General features: G+C 62.9%; 16 protein-coding genes. 5 read left to right on the forward strand and 11 right to left on the reverse strand.

Annotated elements, in window-relative coordinates; translation table 11 throughout:
* Positions 1-435 precede the first annotated feature (435 nt).
* The 4 genes from gfa to xoxF5 all read right to left on the reverse strand — a co-directional run bounded on the left by gfa (position 436) and on the right by xoxF5 (position 4,609).
* Positions 436-999, reverse strand: coding sequence for an S-(hydroxymethyl)glutathione synthase (gene gfa, locus QQL28_RS31435; protein WP_284271742.1), 564 nt, complete (start codon positions 997-999; stop codon positions 436-438).
* 33 nt (positions 1,000-1,032) lie between these two features.
* Positions 1,033-2,142 (reverse strand): S-(hydroxymethyl)glutathione dehydrogenase/class III alcohol dehydrogenase, encoded by a 1,110-nt coding sequence (locus tag QQL28_RS31440; RefSeq protein ID WP_284271743.1) that lies wholly within the window; start codon positions 2,140-2,142, stop codon positions 1,033-1,035.
* A gap of 60 nt (positions 2,143-2,202) precedes the next feature.
* Positions 2,203-2,694, reverse strand: coding sequence for a c-type cytochrome, methanol metabolism-related (locus tag QQL28_RS31445; RefSeq protein ID WP_284271853.1), 492 nt, complete (start codon positions 2,692-2,694; stop codon positions 2,203-2,205).
* Between the two features lie 112 nt (positions 2,695-2,806).
* Positions 2,807-4,609 carry a lanthanide-dependent methanol dehydrogenase XoxF5 gene (gene xoxF5 / locus QQL28_RS31450; protein ID WP_284271744.1) on the reverse strand — a complete coding sequence of 601 codons (1,803 nt, stop codon included), beginning with the start codon at positions 4,607-4,609 and terminating at the stop codon, positions 2,807-2,809.
* 500 nt (positions 4,610-5,109) lie between these two features.
* On the opposite strand from xoxF5, the gene QQL28_RS31455 reads away from it, so the two are divergent.
* The gene (locus QQL28_RS31455) at positions 5,110-6,078 is read left to right on the forward strand and encodes a helix-turn-helix domain-containing protein (protein WP_284271745.1); all 969 of its coding nucleotides are present in this window, start codon (positions 5,110-5,112) and stop codon (positions 6,076-6,078) included.
* Positions 6,079-6,086: 8 nt separating this feature from the next.
* Here the strand turns inward: QQL28_RS31455 and QQL28_RS31460 are convergent, their stop codons facing one another.
* From QQL28_RS31460 to QQL28_RS31475, 4 genes are all read right to left on the reverse strand, one after another.
* Complete coding sequence (locus tag QQL28_RS31460; RefSeq protein ID WP_284271746.1) at positions 6,087-7,124, reverse strand: FUSC family protein; 1,038 nt, start codon at positions 7,122-7,124, stop codon at positions 6,087-6,089.
* A 242-nt stretch (positions 7,125-7,366) separates the two neighbouring features.
* Complete coding sequence (locus QQL28_RS31465; RefSeq protein WP_284271747.1) at positions 7,367-8,293, reverse strand: substrate-binding periplasmic protein; 927 nt, start codon at positions 8,291-8,293, stop codon at positions 7,367-7,369.
* On the reverse strand, positions 8,290-8,592 hold the full coding sequence (locus tag QQL28_RS31470) for a c-type cytochrome (protein ID WP_431309672.1): 303 nt from the start codon (positions 8,590-8,592) through the stop codon (positions 8,290-8,292). The genes QQL28_RS31465 and QQL28_RS31470 overlap by 4 nt, the downstream gene beginning before the upstream one ends.
* Before the next feature lie 64 nt (positions 8,593-8,656).
* On the reverse strand, positions 8,657-10,321 hold the full coding sequence (locus tag QQL28_RS31475; protein WP_284271749.1) for a methanol/ethanol family PQQ-dependent dehydrogenase: 1,665 nt from the start codon (positions 10,319-10,321) through the stop codon (positions 8,657-8,659).
* A 321-nt stretch (positions 10,322-10,642) separates the two neighbouring features.
* Between QQL28_RS31475 and lanM the strand changes: the two genes are divergently transcribed.
* The gene (lanM, locus tag QQL28_RS31480) at positions 10,643-11,035 is read left to right on the forward strand and encodes a lanmodulin LanM (RefSeq protein WP_284271750.1); all 393 of its coding nucleotides are present in this window, start codon (positions 10,643-10,645) and stop codon (positions 11,033-11,035) included.
* A 29-nt stretch (positions 11,036-11,064) separates the two neighbouring features.
* On the opposite strand, the gene QQL28_RS31485 is transcribed toward lanM, so the two are convergent.
* On the reverse strand, positions 11,065-11,367 hold the full coding sequence (locus QQL28_RS31485) for a hypothetical protein (protein WP_284271751.1): 303 nt from the start codon (positions 11,365-11,367) through the stop codon (positions 11,065-11,067).
* Positions 11,368-11,757: 390 nt separating this feature from the next.
* On the opposite strand from QQL28_RS31485, the gene pqqA reads away from it, so the two are divergent.
* The 3 genes from pqqA (at position 11,758) to QQL28_RS31500 (ending at position 13,316) form a co-directional block, all read left to right on the forward strand.
* A complete protein-coding gene (gene pqqA, locus QQL28_RS31490; RefSeq protein ID WP_035663753.1) occupies positions 11,758-11,838 on the forward strand; it encodes a pyrroloquinoline quinone precursor peptide PqqA in 81 nt (26 codons plus the stop codon).
* Between the two features lie 271 nt (positions 11,839-12,109).
* Positions 12,110-12,979 carry a DUF6662 family protein gene (locus QQL28_RS31495; protein ID WP_284271752.1) on the forward strand — a complete coding sequence of 290 codons (870 nt, stop codon included), beginning with the start codon at positions 12,110-12,112 and terminating at the stop codon, positions 12,977-12,979.
* A gap of 100 nt (positions 12,980-13,079) precedes the next feature.
* A complete protein-coding gene (locus QQL28_RS31500) occupies positions 13,080-13,316 on the forward strand; it encodes a hypothetical protein (RefSeq protein WP_284271754.1) in 237 nt (78 codons plus the stop codon).
* A 9-nt stretch (positions 13,317-13,325) separates the two neighbouring features.
* Here QQL28_RS31500 and QQL28_RS31505 read toward each other — a convergent pair whose 3' ends face one another.
* Entirely contained in the window at positions 13,326-13,676 is a 351-nt protein-coding gene (locus tag QQL28_RS31505; RefSeq protein ID WP_284271755.1) for a hypothetical protein, read from the reverse strand.
* A 21-nt stretch (positions 13,677-13,697) separates the two neighbouring features.
* Complete coding sequence (locus QQL28_RS31510; protein ID WP_284271756.1) at positions 13,698-14,492, reverse strand: pentapeptide repeat-containing protein; 795 nt, start codon at positions 14,490-14,492, stop codon at positions 13,698-13,700.
* Positions 14,493-14,527 lie beyond the last annotated feature (35 nt).

The raw sequence follows: 14,527 nt of genomic DNA on the forward strand, positions 1-14,527 counted from the left end.
TGATTTCGCGCGGCATCGTGACGAGCGTGATGCTAGCAGAAACCGGACATGGCGGGCATCACAGCCGCTTGTGCTCGCGACCAGATTGCATCCGCGGTTTGTCAAAAGCTGGGCGCGACCTGTCGTTCGCCGCTCGCGCGGCGCGGCAGGGCCTGATTGCGGCAGACATAAAAAAGCTTCGTCCGGCGGGATCTGCGCGGACGAAGCAGGCGACCTCAGTCGAGGGAGGGAGAACGCAGGGCGCAAGCTTTGCGAGCTGGCGACGCTGCGGAGTCGGTCAGATCTCGATACTGAGGGAACCGCGCCGCCTCACCAGAAAATGAGGCGGCAAGGCTGACTATCCAGATTTGCCCTCGATGGTCTCTCCGGTCCGGCTCGCCGGCGATGGTCCGGACCGGCGAGCGGACGGGAGGCGGCGAGGGCTGACGACCTGGCTCAGGCTGCTTTCGCCTTCGCGACGTGAGTCGCGATCGCGTCCATCAGCGCCGGCGACAGGCAGTCATAGGGCTCGAGCCCGATTTCCTTCAGCCGCGAACGGATCCCGGCCATCTGCTCCGGCTTCACGCCCGATTCGATCACCGAGGAGACGAAGGCGGCAAATTGCGGCGCCTGCGAACCCTGCTCCTGGAACAGCTCGGGATGGATGAAGTCGAGACCGTAGAATGGATGGCCCTTGTTCTCGATGCGGCCGAACATGTGCGTGCCGCAGGCCTTGCAGGCGTGGCGCTGGATCACCGCCGAAGGATCGACGATCTGCAGCTTGTCGCCGTTCTCGAGCACGGTGACGTTCTGGCGCGGCACCACGGCGACGACGGAGAACGTTGCGCCCTGCGGTTTCCAGCACTTGGTGCAGCCGCAGGCATGGTTGTGGGCGACGTCACCTTTGACGCCGACCTTGACCTGGTGATCCGCGCATTTGCAGGCCAGCGTGCCGCCGGCAAAGCTGCCGCTGCCTTGTTTGACGCCATTGTCGATCGAGGGATGGAGAGCAACAGTCATGGGACGATCCTCCTTGTGGGTGATGGTTCTGGTTTAGTAGACGACGACCGAACGGATCGATTTACCCTCGTGCATCAGGTCGAAGCCCTTGTTGATCTCTTCGAGCTTCAGCACGTGGGTGATCATGGGATCGATCTGGATCTTTCCGTTCATGTACCAGTCGACGATCTTGGGCACGTCGGTGCGGCCGCGCGCGCCGCCGAACGCGGTGCCTCTCCAGTTGCGCCCGGTGACGAGCTGGAACGGACGGGTGGCGATCTCCTTGCCGGCTTCCGCAACGCCGATGATGATCGAGGTTCCCCAGCCGCGATGGCAGCATTCCAGGGCCTGGCGCATCACGGTGGTGTTGCCGGTACAGTCGAAGGTGTAGTCGGCACCGCCATCGGTCAGCGTCACCAGATGCTGGACGATGTCGCCGGTGACCTTCTTGGGGTTGACGAAGTGCGTCATGCCGAACTTGCGGCCCCAATCCTCCTTGGAGTCGTTGATGTCGACGCCGATGATCTTGTCGGCGCCGGCCATCTTGGCACCCTGGATGACGTTGAGACCGATGCCGCCGAGGCCGAACACCACGACGTTGGAGCCCGGCGTGACCTTGGCGGTGTTGACGACGGCGCCGACACCGGTGGTGACGCCGCAGCCGATGTAGCAGCTCTTGTCGAAGGGGGCGTCCTCGCGGATCTTGGCGACCGCGATCTCCGGCAGCACAGTGAAGTTCGAGAAGGTCGAGCAGCCCATATAGTGATAGATCGGCTTGCCCTTGTAGGAGAAACGGCTGGTGCCGTCGGGCATCACGCCCTTGCCTTGCGTCGCGCGGATCGCGGTGCAGAGGTTGGTCTTCCCGCTCAGGCAGCTTTTGCACTGCCGGCATTCGGGCGTGTAGAGCGGGATGACGTGATCGCCAGGCTTCACCGAGCTCACGCCTGCACCGATCTCGCGGATGATGCCGGCGCCCTCGTGGCCGAGGATCGAGGGGAAGATTCCTTCGCTGTCGAAACCGTCGAGCGTGTAGGCGTCGGTGTGGCAGATTCCGGTCGCCTTGATCTCGACCAGAACTTCGCCGGCCTTCGGCCCTTCCAGGTCGACCTCGACGATTTCAAGCGGCTTTTTCGCTTCGAAAGCGACCGCGGCACGTGTCTTCATCGTAAGCTCCTCAAATTCTCATAAGACGCCAGGAAGTAGTCTTGGCAGTCCTCGTAACGTTCATTTGTGGCCCATGCAGGCGTCTTCCGCCTTGGTGTAGGCCTCCGTCTTCTCTTCCTTCTTGGCGGGACGCTGCCGGCCCCATGCATCGTTGGAGCGGGCGCGTAGATAGACGTAGAGATCGTCCATGTAGCAGGCGACGTTCGGGTTGTCGCCGAAGGCCGGCATCACGTTCTCCTGCGCGGTCGAGATATTCTTGCGACCGGAGGCGACCACGCCGAGGAAGTCGCCGTAGCTCATGGTTTTAACGGAGTCCTTCAGTGCCGGTGCGTAGGTGGATCCCATGCCGTCTGGGCCATGGCAGACATGGCAGTCGGAGTGATAGCGGCGGTATCCGGAATAGGTGAACCAATCCACGGTGCCGTCGGCCGAAATCTTGTAGGTGGGAGTTCCTTCCTTATCGAGCCACTTTCCGTCGTCCTCCTTCTTGACGGCGGTCGGGTCGCCCGGACCTTCCGCTTGTGCAAGTCCTCCGGACGCGACGAAGATCATCGCAGCTATGGCAGAGCAGATTCTACGCAAGAGATTTTTCCTCGACAGCGCGCGGTGGAGACGAGCCGGCGCGTGGAGTTGATCCACGCGCCGGGACGATACCAGGTTGAGGCTAGTTCGGCAGCGAGAACACTGTCAGCGTACCGCCGAGCGCCGTGTAGTTCGACAATGCCGCGTAGCCGCCGACTGCGCCGAGACCGGCGGTCGGATCGGTCAGGCCTGCCGCCAGACCGATGCCGGCCCAGCCGCCCACGCCCGAGAGCACTGCGACGTACTGCTTGCCGCCGTTCTCATAGGTCGTGACGTTGCCGATGATGCCGGAAGGAGTCTTGAACTTGTAGAGCTCCTTGCCGGTCTTGGCGTCGACTGCCTTCAGGTAGCCTTCGAGCGTGCCGTAGAACACCACGCCGCCGCCGGTTGCGAGCGCGCCCGACCAGACCGAGAACTGCTCCTTGTTGGACCACACGATCTTGCCGGTCTTGCCGTCCCAGGCGATGAAGTTGCCCATGTTGGTCTCGCCTTGCGGCGGATACATCGAGAGCGTCGCACCCACATAGGGCTGGCCCGCGGTGTAGCTGACCTTGAACGGTTCGTAGTCCATGCAGACGTGGTTGGTCGGAACGTAGAACAGCTGCGTGTCCGGCGAGTAGGCTGCCGGCTGCTCGTCCTTGGTGCCGAGCGCGGCCGGGCAGATGCCCTTGGTGTTGTGATCCTCGCCGCCCTTTTCGGTCGACGCGGCGTCAAGGACCTTCGGACGACCATAGGTCGGCGAGTTCTTGTCCATGTCGACGCCGGAGGTCCAGTTCACCTTCGGATCGTACTTCTCGGCGACCAGCAGCTCGCCGGTTGCACGATCCAGCGTGTAGCCGAGACCGTTGCGGTCGAAGTGCGTCAGGAGCTTGCGCGCCTGACCGTTGATCGATTGATCCGAGAGGATCATCTCGTTGACGCCGTCATAGTCCCACTCGTCGTGAGGCGTCATCTGATAGACCCACTTGGCCACGCCGGTGTCGGGATTGCGTGCCCAGATCGTCATCGACCATTTGTTGTCGCCCGGACGCTGCTTCGGATTCCAGGTCGAGGGATTGCCCGATCCGTAATAGATCAGGTTGAGCTCGGGATCGTAGGAGACCCAGCCCCAGGTGGCGCCGCCGCCGATCTTCCACTGATCGCCTTGCCAGGTCTTGAGGCTGGAGTCCTTGCCGATCGGCTTGCCCAGAGCCGTGGTCTTGTCGTCGACCAGGATCTGGTCATCCGGCCCTTCCGAGTACCCACGCCAGGCCAGCTTGCCGGTCTTGAGGTCGTAGGCCGTCATGTGGGCCTGCACGCCGAATTCGCCACCGGAAATGCCGACCAGCACCTTGTCCTTGACGACCATCGGCGCCGAGGTTCCGGTCTCGCCCTTGGTGGGATCGCCGTTCTTCGCTGTCCAGGCGACCTGGCCGGTCTTGGCATCAAGCGCAACCAACGTGGTGTCGGCCTGGTGCAGGAGGATCTTGCCGTCGCCATAGGCGAGACCGCGGTTCACCGTGTCGCAGCACATCACCGGGATGACGTTCGGATCCTGCTTGGGCTCGTACTTCCAGACGATCTTGTTCTCGTTCGAAAGGTCAAGAGCGTAGACCTTGTTCGGGAACGGCGTGTGGACGTACATGATGTTGCCGATGATCAGCGGCCCGCCTTCATGGCCGCGCAGCACACCGGTCGAGAAGGTCCAGGCGACCTGAAGCTTGCCGACATTCTGTGCGTTGATCTGGTTCAGTTTGGAATAGCGGCTGTTGGCATAGTCGCCCGTCGGCATCACCCAGTCTTTCGGGTTCTGCGACATCTTGATCAGCTCATCATTCGCTGAAGCGCTGCCGACGGACAGAGCCGCGGCAGAACCAAGAAACGTCGCCAGTAGCACCTTGCGCATAGTCATTCCTCCTAGGTCTCGTTTATTGTTTCCGAAGCATTGCGTAGTGCTGGGCACTGAGGTCCAGCGTCTGCTCGTGCAGGGCGGTCACGATTGGGACCAGAAACGATGCTGTGCTGTTTCCTCCTCCTGGTGTGAGCCACGGGTCCGCTTGCGAGGTGCGGCCCGTTTCTTATTGTTCCTGGCGCAATCCGTAACCGGTTCGTAAACGGGAAACTTGCCCAAGAGAGAAGGGCATTTGCTTGACAGCGCAAAGGCGCGAACTTTTTGATTTTGCAGTAGCGAATTCAGCATCTTCTGTGCTGCCTGGCCGCGGGCACTGACTCAGGTTCCCCTTGACGGCGCTGCAACTAAAGCGGAGGATCGCCTATTAAGGATGGCAGACGGGGCACTGGCGCTTGCTCCAAAGACCGCCCTAATTTGAGGTAAACGTCGCTTCATCGTGACAGGGGGCCTCTGGCGGTCCCATCACGATTTGAATCAAATCAGTGGCTGGGATCATGTCCGACACAATACATACGCTCAGCACGACCGGACTTACGCCGAAGAGGCAGATCCAGAGCTGGGTCGACGGGTTGACGAGCCTGTGCGGCCATTTCGACGTTGATCCGCTGGAAGCGTCCGCGCTCGAAGGCCGCATCGACTACACCACGGTATCGCGCCTGAAACTCTGCCAGATCGAGGTGAGCCAGCATCGCATCGCGCACACGCATGCGCGCGCGAAGGCCAATGAGCATCCCTACATCAAGATCCATTTCCAGACCTACGGCGTCTCCTATTTCGAGCAGGAAGGCCGCCACATCGAGCTGATGCCCGGCGACATCATCGCCTATGACGTGTCCTGCCCGCACTCGATCATCAGCCCCGCCTTCACGCGGCACGACGTGGTGATCGTGCCGAAGTCGCTGCTGCGCGATCGCGGCTTCCCGTCCCAGCGGATGCCGGCATGCAAGCTGTCGGCGCGCACCGGCACGGGGCGAATCGCCCACGACTTCGTCCACGCCACCTTCGACGAGGCCGCCAAGCTGTCGGCGAACAGCGCGGTCGGCGTCGCTGATTCGCTGATCGACCTGCTGCTGCTGCCGCTGCGTGAGGCCGACACGATGTTCGATCGGGTCGGGCCCGAGGCGATGTATGTGCGTGCCCAATTTTTCATCCGCGAGCACCTGCGTGATCCGGATTTGTGCATCGACCAGATTTCCGCCGAGCTCGGTTGCTCCAAGCGTTATCTGCACATGCTGTTCAGCGAACGCGGCACGACGGTGAGCGACTACATCTGGCAGGCGCGGCTTCAGAACTGCCGCCAGGAGCTCGAGGCCCACGCCGGCAAGACCATCACCGACGTCGCCTTCTCCTGGGGCTTCTCGAGCTCGTCACATTTCAGCCGCGTGTTCCGGAAGTACTTTGGCGTCGTGCCCTCGTCGATCCACAAGGCGCAGCAGAACGCCGTTGCCTCCGAAGAGCATTAGGACCGGCTTCACGACGAAGCTTGTGACGGCCCGCCGCCCTTCTGCATCAGGCGTCGCCAGACGATTTCCGTCAGACCCACCGCAACGAGGCCGAACGTGCCGCCCGTGATCACGTTGACCACGCGCTCCTCGGCAATTCCGCTTGCCCCACCCGCGAACGACGCCGCAAGGGCGATGAAGAAGCAGCGCAAGCCGAAGCCCACGATATAGCGGGAGAGTGCGATCAGCGTCAGCGTCGCGCCGAGAACAGCGAGCGCATAGCCGGCGCGGCTTTCGGGCAGCGCGATTCCTGCGAGGAAGCCGAGCGGGACGCCGACGAATGCCCCGATGGCGCGCTGCTTCAGCTTTCCGGTGGAGGCCGCGAGATCGCCGACGATGACGCTTGCGGCCGACCACATCACCCATTGCCCCTGGGCCAGATGCAAAACCTCGACCAGGGCTGCCGCGGCAAAGACGGCCATCGCCGTTGCGGCCGCGGGCAGAAACCATTCGGCGGCGGGAGGTCCGTAAGAGGGCGGGGTGTGATCGGGGCGGCGCCGCTGGTCATAGATCTGGATGCCGCAGACGAGGGCGAGGGCAATCGGGGACGACGCCACGATCACGCCGGCATGACGCAGCGCCTCGGACGCGCTCACCCCCTCGCGCACCTCGCAGGCGAGATAGACCGCCGGGATGAAGACCCAGTTGCCCAGCGTCCGCAAGGCGTCTCCGTAGCGCGTCACCGCCACGGCAAGGAAACCGGCCAGCGCCGTCAGCGCTACGAAAAGCGGCTTGACGGGGGCGGCGAGGAAAAGGGTGACGAAGGTGACGACGATGGCGAGGTAGTGCAGCGCGACCGCCCGTGGAGCCAGGTGCAGTTTCAGCGCGGGAATGAGCAGGGACACCGCGACCAGTCCCAGATTAAGCAGCGCCGCCTCACGGAAGAGGAAATAGGCCGCCACGAGCGGGCCGACGACGACCAGCGCTCTGACGAGCTCGCTGGTCTTGATCTCCCGGAAGAGAACATCGCGCAGGCTTGCGGCGGGCGGGATGGTCGGCGAGCTCACGATGGCACCGGATCGTCAGGGGACCACGATGCATAGCACGGAAATGGGCTCAATGCCTTTGGCTCCGAGCAATCCGGGGCGCATGCGAGAGCCGTGTGCACTCTTGGTGTCATCGCCCGGCTTGACCAACGACCAACCTGTCAGTGATGTGTCCGAACAGGTCTCAGCCATGTCTCCGGACTAAACATCAAGCCGGGGCATGACAGCGGAGAGCGAAGCGCCGCTTTCTCAGTGATGAGTCCTCACCGCTGGATGATCTGCTTCCAGACGTCGCCGAGAATCGCGGGCTCGCGCGGCGGCAGGTAGGTGAGACCGGCCTGCTTGCCGAACTCGGCTATCTTGCCTTCTGCCATCAGCTCGGAGAGCGCCTTGTTGACGGCGGTGATCAAAGCGGGATCGCTGGCAAGCCCGACATAGCCGCGATTGGCGCCGATCGGATAATAATAGCCGGATGCGGTGATCGCGGTGTCGGGATGGGCGGCGCGGTGGGCGTCGAAACGTGCGAGATCGAGCAGTGTCGCATCATAGTCGCCGCGGTCGAGCGCGCCCAGGAGGTCGTCACGGCCGGGGACGAGATGCGTGATGCCGTCGATCAGCCGCCCCTTGTCGAAGGTCATCAAGATGGCATCGCCGAGCGATCCGCTTTCGATCGCGAGGCGGAGACCTGCGAGGTCGCCGATGTCGGCGATCTTGCGATCGCGCGCCTTCGGACCGAGCACAACCGTCATCGGCGAATAGATGTAAGGTTGGCTCGGCGCGAGCACGCCCAGTGCGACACGGCGCCGACGATCGTCGCGAGTGGCGCCGTCGAAATCCGGGAGCCTTGCGGTCTTCATGCCGGGCACGACGAGGGAATCGCGGGTCAGCGCGTAGCTGCCGACCAGCGCGCAGCGTCCGTCCGACAGCAGCGCGTTGGCCTCGAGCTGCGGGCTCGAATCCTCATCCAGCTTGCTTTCGAACCACTGGATCTGGAGCGGCCGGTTGAGCCGCTGCGCGATCGCCTGCGCCAGCGTCACGTCGAAGCCGGTGCCCGGCTTGCCGCGGTGATGCACGGACAACGGCGGCCGGTCCTCGTCGAGGCATATTCGCAAGGGATCGGCCGCATCGGCAGCCGTTGCGAGAGCCGCAAGCATCGCGGCAAGGCCGAACGCTGCAAACCGCCCCTTCATGGCCGTCTCCGGCTGGAAATGTAGGCCCAGAGGTCGGTGATCTCGTCCTCGCTGAGGATGTCGCCCCATGGCGGCATCTTGTTGTTCTTGCCGTTCTTCACCGTGGTGACGAACCGCGTCCGGTCGTCGGGGAAGGCGCGCAGATCCGGCGTGATGGTGCCGGAGTTGACCATGTTGGGACCGTGGCAGTGCGAGCATTTCTGGGCGTAGGTCGCCTTGCCGTGGTCGAGCTGCGTTTGGATGCTGGCATTCTGTTCCTGCGCGATACCGGCGGTCGCAAATACTGCGCCAAGCACCATCGCGACGGCGGCGAACGTCGCCGCCGTCCTGACAGTTGGGTTCCTGAGCACGGGCGACCTGTGATTACTGCTTGACCGCAAACACCCACAGCGAACCGCCGGCTGGCACGTTTGCGAGCCGTTCGTCACCCGAGAAGATCGAGTAGACGCCACCATAACCGCTGGTCACGGCGACATACTGCACGCCGTCCTGCTGCCAGGTGACGGGTTGTCCTTCGATCCCCGAGCCGGTCTGGAATTGCCAGAGCTTCTTGCCGCTGTCGGCGTCAAAGGCCTCGAATTCGCCGGTCAACGCACCGGTGAAGACGACGCCGCCCGCCGTCGACAACACGCCGGAGAAGCGTGGGATGTCGCTCGGCGCTTCCCACTTGGCCTTGCCGGTCATCGGATCGATCGCCTTGAGATGACCGCGCGGGCCATCGTTCCAGTCCCAAAGATCGGTCAGGTCCATGCCGAGATACCATTCGCCGGCCTTGAATGTGGCCGGTTCCGTCTTGTAGTGACCGCCGAACGCGAGCGTGTTTGCGTAGGCGAGTCCAGTCTGTGGGTTGAAGGACATTGGCTCCCAGTTCTTGCCGCCAAGCAGCGATGGATACACGACGACCTTCTTGCCCTCGCGCGCATCCTTGGAGACATCGGTCTCGATCGGCTTGCCGGTCTTCATGTCGATGCCGGTCGCCCAGTTGACCTTCACGTAGGGATTGGCCGCGAGCAGCTTGCCGTTGGTGCGATCGAGCACGTAGAAGAAGCCGTTGCGGTTGGCGTCCATCAGCACCTTGGTCGGCTTACCCTCGACGTTCATGTCGGCAAGCACCATCTCGGCGACCGAGTCATAGTCGAACGGATTGTTCGGCGAGAACTGGTAATGCCACTTGATCTTGCCGGTCTTGGGATCCATCGCCAGCACCGAGCAGGTGTAGAGGTTGTCGCCCGGACGCACCGCCGAGTTGAACGGGCCCGGATTGCCGATGCCCCAATAGACCGTGTTCAGCTCCGGATCGTAAGAGCCGGTGATCCAGGTTGAGCCGCCGCCGAGCTTCCAGGTATCGCCTTTCCAGGTGTCGCCACCCGGCTCATCCGGTGAGGGGATCGAATGGGTGCGCCAGAGATGCTTGCCGGTCGCGGGATCCCAGCCGTCGATGAAGCCGCGGATGCCGAACTCGGCACCAGAGATGCCGGTGATGACGACGCCGTCGGCGACCAGCGGGGCCACCGTCATCGAATAGCCTTCCTTGATGTCGGCGGCCTTCTCGCGCCATAGCTCCTTGCCGGTCTTGGCGTCGAGCGCGATCACATTGGCGTCGAGCGTCGTGCGGAACACCTTGCCGTCGTACAAGGCCGCGCCGCGATTGATGATGCCGCAGCAGACGATGCGGGGTGTTTCGGCGGGGTACTCGATCTTGGACTTCCAAAGCTGCTTGCCGGTCTTGGCGTCGATTGCCATGGTGGCGTTGTGCGACGTCACGTAGATCACGCCCTGGTACACCAGCGGCTGCGATTCCTCGCTGCGATCGTCGTTGAAGCTGTAGTTCCAGACCGGGACGAGGTTCTTGATGGTGTCCCTGTTGATCTGGTTCAGCGTCGAGAAGCGCTGAAGATTGTAGCCCATCCCGTAGTTGAGGACATTCGAGGTGTCTGACGCGCCCTTGTTGAGTTGTTCTGTGGTCTGGGCATTCACACCCGTCGACGCAAGCATGACGAGGCTCGCGGCCATCGCAAAGCGTTTCATCCGTTCCTCCCAATGTGCGCGCCTTTTTGACGCTGCGGTCGCAACACTCCGATGGAACGTAAAATGCGTCAATACGAAAGTCGTAAACGCGTTGCTGAATTGTTGGACGCCGGACGACAGTTACCCCTGGTAAACCGCTCGCCATTTCGCACTGCATACAAGATGCCCAGCGAGAATTCCGCAGCACGAAGATTTGCGCGCCATGTCTTCGCCAGTTTTGCGTGGGCACGACGAGCCGCGTAGACTTCGAACCATGGCCCCGGCTGGCGACTTGTTTCGATTCCACTAACGAGCCGGGACGCTCGAGCCGGGAGGTTTTCGATGATATCGCGTCGATCCATTGCATGCGCAGTTGCAGCCACATTGCTCGGCGGTCCGGCCTGGTCGGCATCGCCAAACGCCATCAAGATGTTCGACACGGACAATGACGGCACACTCGATCTCGCCGAGGTGAAGAAGGCCGCGACCGCGCTGTTCGCCAAGCTCGATCCTGATCATGACGGCACGCTCGACGCGCGTGAGCTGCGCGGCCGCTTGACTGCCAAGGAGCTCGCTGCCGCCGATCCGGATCACGACGGAACGTTGACGCTCGACGAATATCTCGCCGTCGTGGAGCAGCGATTCAACGCAGCCAATCCCGACAAGGACGGAACGCTCGACGCCAAGGAGCTGAGGTCGCCCGCCGGACGCGCGCTGCTGCGGCTGCTCAGATGAGCGCCTGACGGCGCCTTCAGGCCCTACGTCTAGTTCGTCAGCGCGTTCGGGCAGGTGATCGGACGCAGCCTCGCGCCGCGCTTGTCGGGGGGCACGTTGCAATCATCGATCCGCTGTTCATCCGTCCATTTCGGGCCGAGCCGTTCCTTGCCGGTGAGAACTGCCTTGCCGGTGAGAACTGCGTTGCCGGTGAGAGTTGCCTTGCCGGTTGGCGTGGCTGTCGCGCCCGATGGCGGAGCGGCTCGCTCATCGCGGCGCTCGCCGGCGATTGCCGGATATGCAAGACCCGCAACGAGCAGTGACATCAAGAATCGTCCGCAGAACGTGGCCATGAATCTCTCCGAGATCCCATGCATTGGTGCGACTACATCGCAATCAATCCTGTCACGCCACCCGGAATCTGGGACGCGGCACAACGCGCAGAAGGCGCAAGGCCACTCTGCAAGCAGCCGACAATGGTTGTTAACGATGCGCTGACATCAGCCGACATCGGTGTCGGGAAAATCTCCCGTTGCATCGGACTCGGGAAAGTCTCCCGATGCATCGCACAAGTCTGCGCGCGCGTTTGCCCAGAAGTGAAGACGATTTGCCCGAGAGAGAACTAGGTTTGCAAAGAATCGAACAAGAAATGTTCGGCGCGTGATTACAGGCTTGCGCGATCGGCGGTGCAGCCCTAGGTTTTGCCTCGCGCGATGTCGCGCTCAATACCTTGGGAGACCCCGATGGCTTGGAAAGCTCCGAAGATCGTCGAAGTGTCGGTCGGCATGGAAATCAACATGTACGCCTGCGCTTCGCGCAAGTAAGACGATCCTGACGACCTGCCGCGGCTTCAACGGTCAACACGTTGAAGCCGTGGCAGTGTCGGCGAGCCCCGATGTCTCCACGCGTATCGAATTGAACGCTCTCCTCCCTGAAGTCGTCGTGGCCTGAGGCCACAACTTGAAGCCACAGCTGGGTCGGCTTCGACGACCCACGCTCCAAAATCTCGACTCAACCGCCGCCGTAGTGTGTTACGCTGCTGCTTGGTCAGCGCTGTTGCCGCTTTTGGAGCGGCGCGCGCTTGTGGGAGCGGGGATGCGGCGGATCGCACACGGGGTTTTGATTGTCGTCGCATGCGGTATCGCGCTCGCGCCGCTCTGCACGCGCGCCGAGGAGGGGTTTGATACCGAGCACATCTTCGGCTTCATGATCGGATCGGATGTCGGCAATCAAGGCGAGCGCGAATTCCAGAGCCAGACGACGGGGCGGTTCGGCAAGGGCGGCGGGACCTATCGCGCGGTCGGACAGGAAGTCGAGATCGAGCTGGTGCCGCTGCCGAACTTCCGCATCGAGATCGGCAGCATCGTCGCGCTGCACGACATCACCGGCGTCCCCGATATCGCCGACCGCCGCCAGCTCAATTTCCAGGGGTTCTCGCTCGACCTGCGCTATCGCCTGCTCGATCGCGAGAGCGCGCCATTCGGAATGACCATCGCCGCCGAAAGCCATGGCGAGCGCATCGATGAAATGACGGGTGCGAAGGCGCGCAGCTACGGCACCGACTTCACCCTCGCATTCGACCGCGAGCTCATCCCGAATTTCGCGATCGGCGCGCTCAACCTGATCTATCAGCCGGAATGGACGCGGTTCGAGATTTCTGGCATGTCCGACAAGAGCTCCACCATCGGCGCGGCGTTCGCCGGCATGGTGCGCGTGCGTCCGAACGTGCTGCTCGGCGGCGAGTTGCGCTACTTCCGGCAGTATGAGGGCATCGGCCTCGGCGACCTCGCCGGCCAGGCGCTGTACGTCGGCCCCACCGCCTATTTCCAGCTCTCCGAGCGCTCGCGCCTGACGGCAAGCTGGAGCACCCAGGTGTGGGGACGCGCTGCCGGGACAGGTGCCAATCTCGACCTCGTTAATTTCGAGCGCCACCAGGCGCGATTGGTGTTCGGCGTGAATTTTTAGGCCCGGTTCCGCGCTGCACTCTCACGCCGGTTTGAAACTTCCGGCTGCGTCGGGCGTAGCTCGTTATGCTATCTCTTGGCGACTATGAGGGATTTCAGGCATGAATCCGATTGATCTGATTGTGACTGTCTGTGCGGTGCTTTCGCCGACGACCTGCGAGGAGCAGCATCTGGTGTTCGCCTATGGCGGCTCGCCGGCGCAATGTGCCATGGCGGCGCCGCCCTATATCGCGCAATGGGTCGGCGAGCATCCGAAGTGGCAGGCCGTGCGTTGGCGCTGCGAATATCCGCACAGGAACGACCGTGCCGATGCGGGCGGAGCAAAGTCCGCCGCCTGAGCCATCGCGCTATTTGGTGCAGTCCTTCAGGTCCTTGTCGGCAATCGAGAACACCGCGTCCGCTCTGATCTCGATATTGCGCACGATACACTGCCGAGAGTTGGGATAGCTGACCTTGGCGTCGTAGCGACCCGACTCGACGCCGGTGATGCGCAGCCGCTCGTCATGGTCGACCTCCTTGTCCTTGTCGTTCAAGGTCTGGTTCGGTCCCCACTCGGTCTTGCCGGCGGGCGAGAGCTGAAAGCCGGAGATGGTCTCCGAGGTCAGATTCCAGAAACGGATGCCTTTGCCCTTGCTCTGCGCGGCAGCCTCGCCGGCACACGCCACCACCACGATCAAAGCCAGACACCAACGCGTCATCTGCCGTTCCTCCGCATGCCGTCATTCTCTGATGACGCGCTCGACGTTCCTTGCCTTGTCGAAATTCTTCGCGCGGTCAAGCCCGATCGGCGCGATCAGCCTGGTCGAAACGAGATCGGCGCCCTCGAAATCGGAGTCGATGACGGTCGCGCCGCTGAGATCGGCACCGCCGAGCTGGGCGCCCTTGAGCGAGGCGCCGGTCAGGTCGGCGCCCTTGAGCACGGCGAATTCGAGATCGACGCGCGACAGGTCGGCATTGCGCGCGTTCAGCCCCGTAAGCTTTGCGGAGCGCAGCACCGTCCGCATCAGCCCCATCGACTGGTTGCGCATGTCGGCGCCGAGTTGCGCGCCCACGATGGACGCGCCAATGAGGCTTGCACCGGAAAGGTCTGCGGCGATGCGCGCGCCGGTCAGATCGGCGCCGTCCAGACGCGCGCGCGCCATCTGCGAGGCGAACAGATTGGCGCCCTTCAGGCTCGCGCCGGTAAGGTCGGCCTCGAGCAGCCAGGCCTGATCGAGAATGGCGCGGTCGAGCCGCGCGCCGGCGAGCTTCGTCTTGTTGAGCCGAGCCGCGCGGAAGATGGCGCCGGAGAGGTCCAGCCCGGAGAGGTTGAGGCCCGACAGCCGCTTGCCGGTGAAATCGGCCGGCGCTGCCGCGCTGGCTTTGGCCAGCACCGCCTCGACGTCCAGCCTCGTCATTTCGGCCGAGACCATCGCGGGCGAGGTGAGGTCGAGGTCGCGCATCATGTCCTGCGCGTTGGCCGCAACCGCGACGAGCGCGAGGCCGAACATCATCAGAGCGACCGTTCGCTTCATGATCAAACTCCGCCGCCGGCTTGTTTAGCACGTCA

Source organism: Bradyrhizobium iriomotense, from assembly GCF_030160715.1.
Taxonomy (GTDB): Bacteria; Pseudomonadota; Alphaproteobacteria; order Rhizobiales; family Xanthobacteraceae; genus Bradyrhizobium; species Bradyrhizobium iriomotense.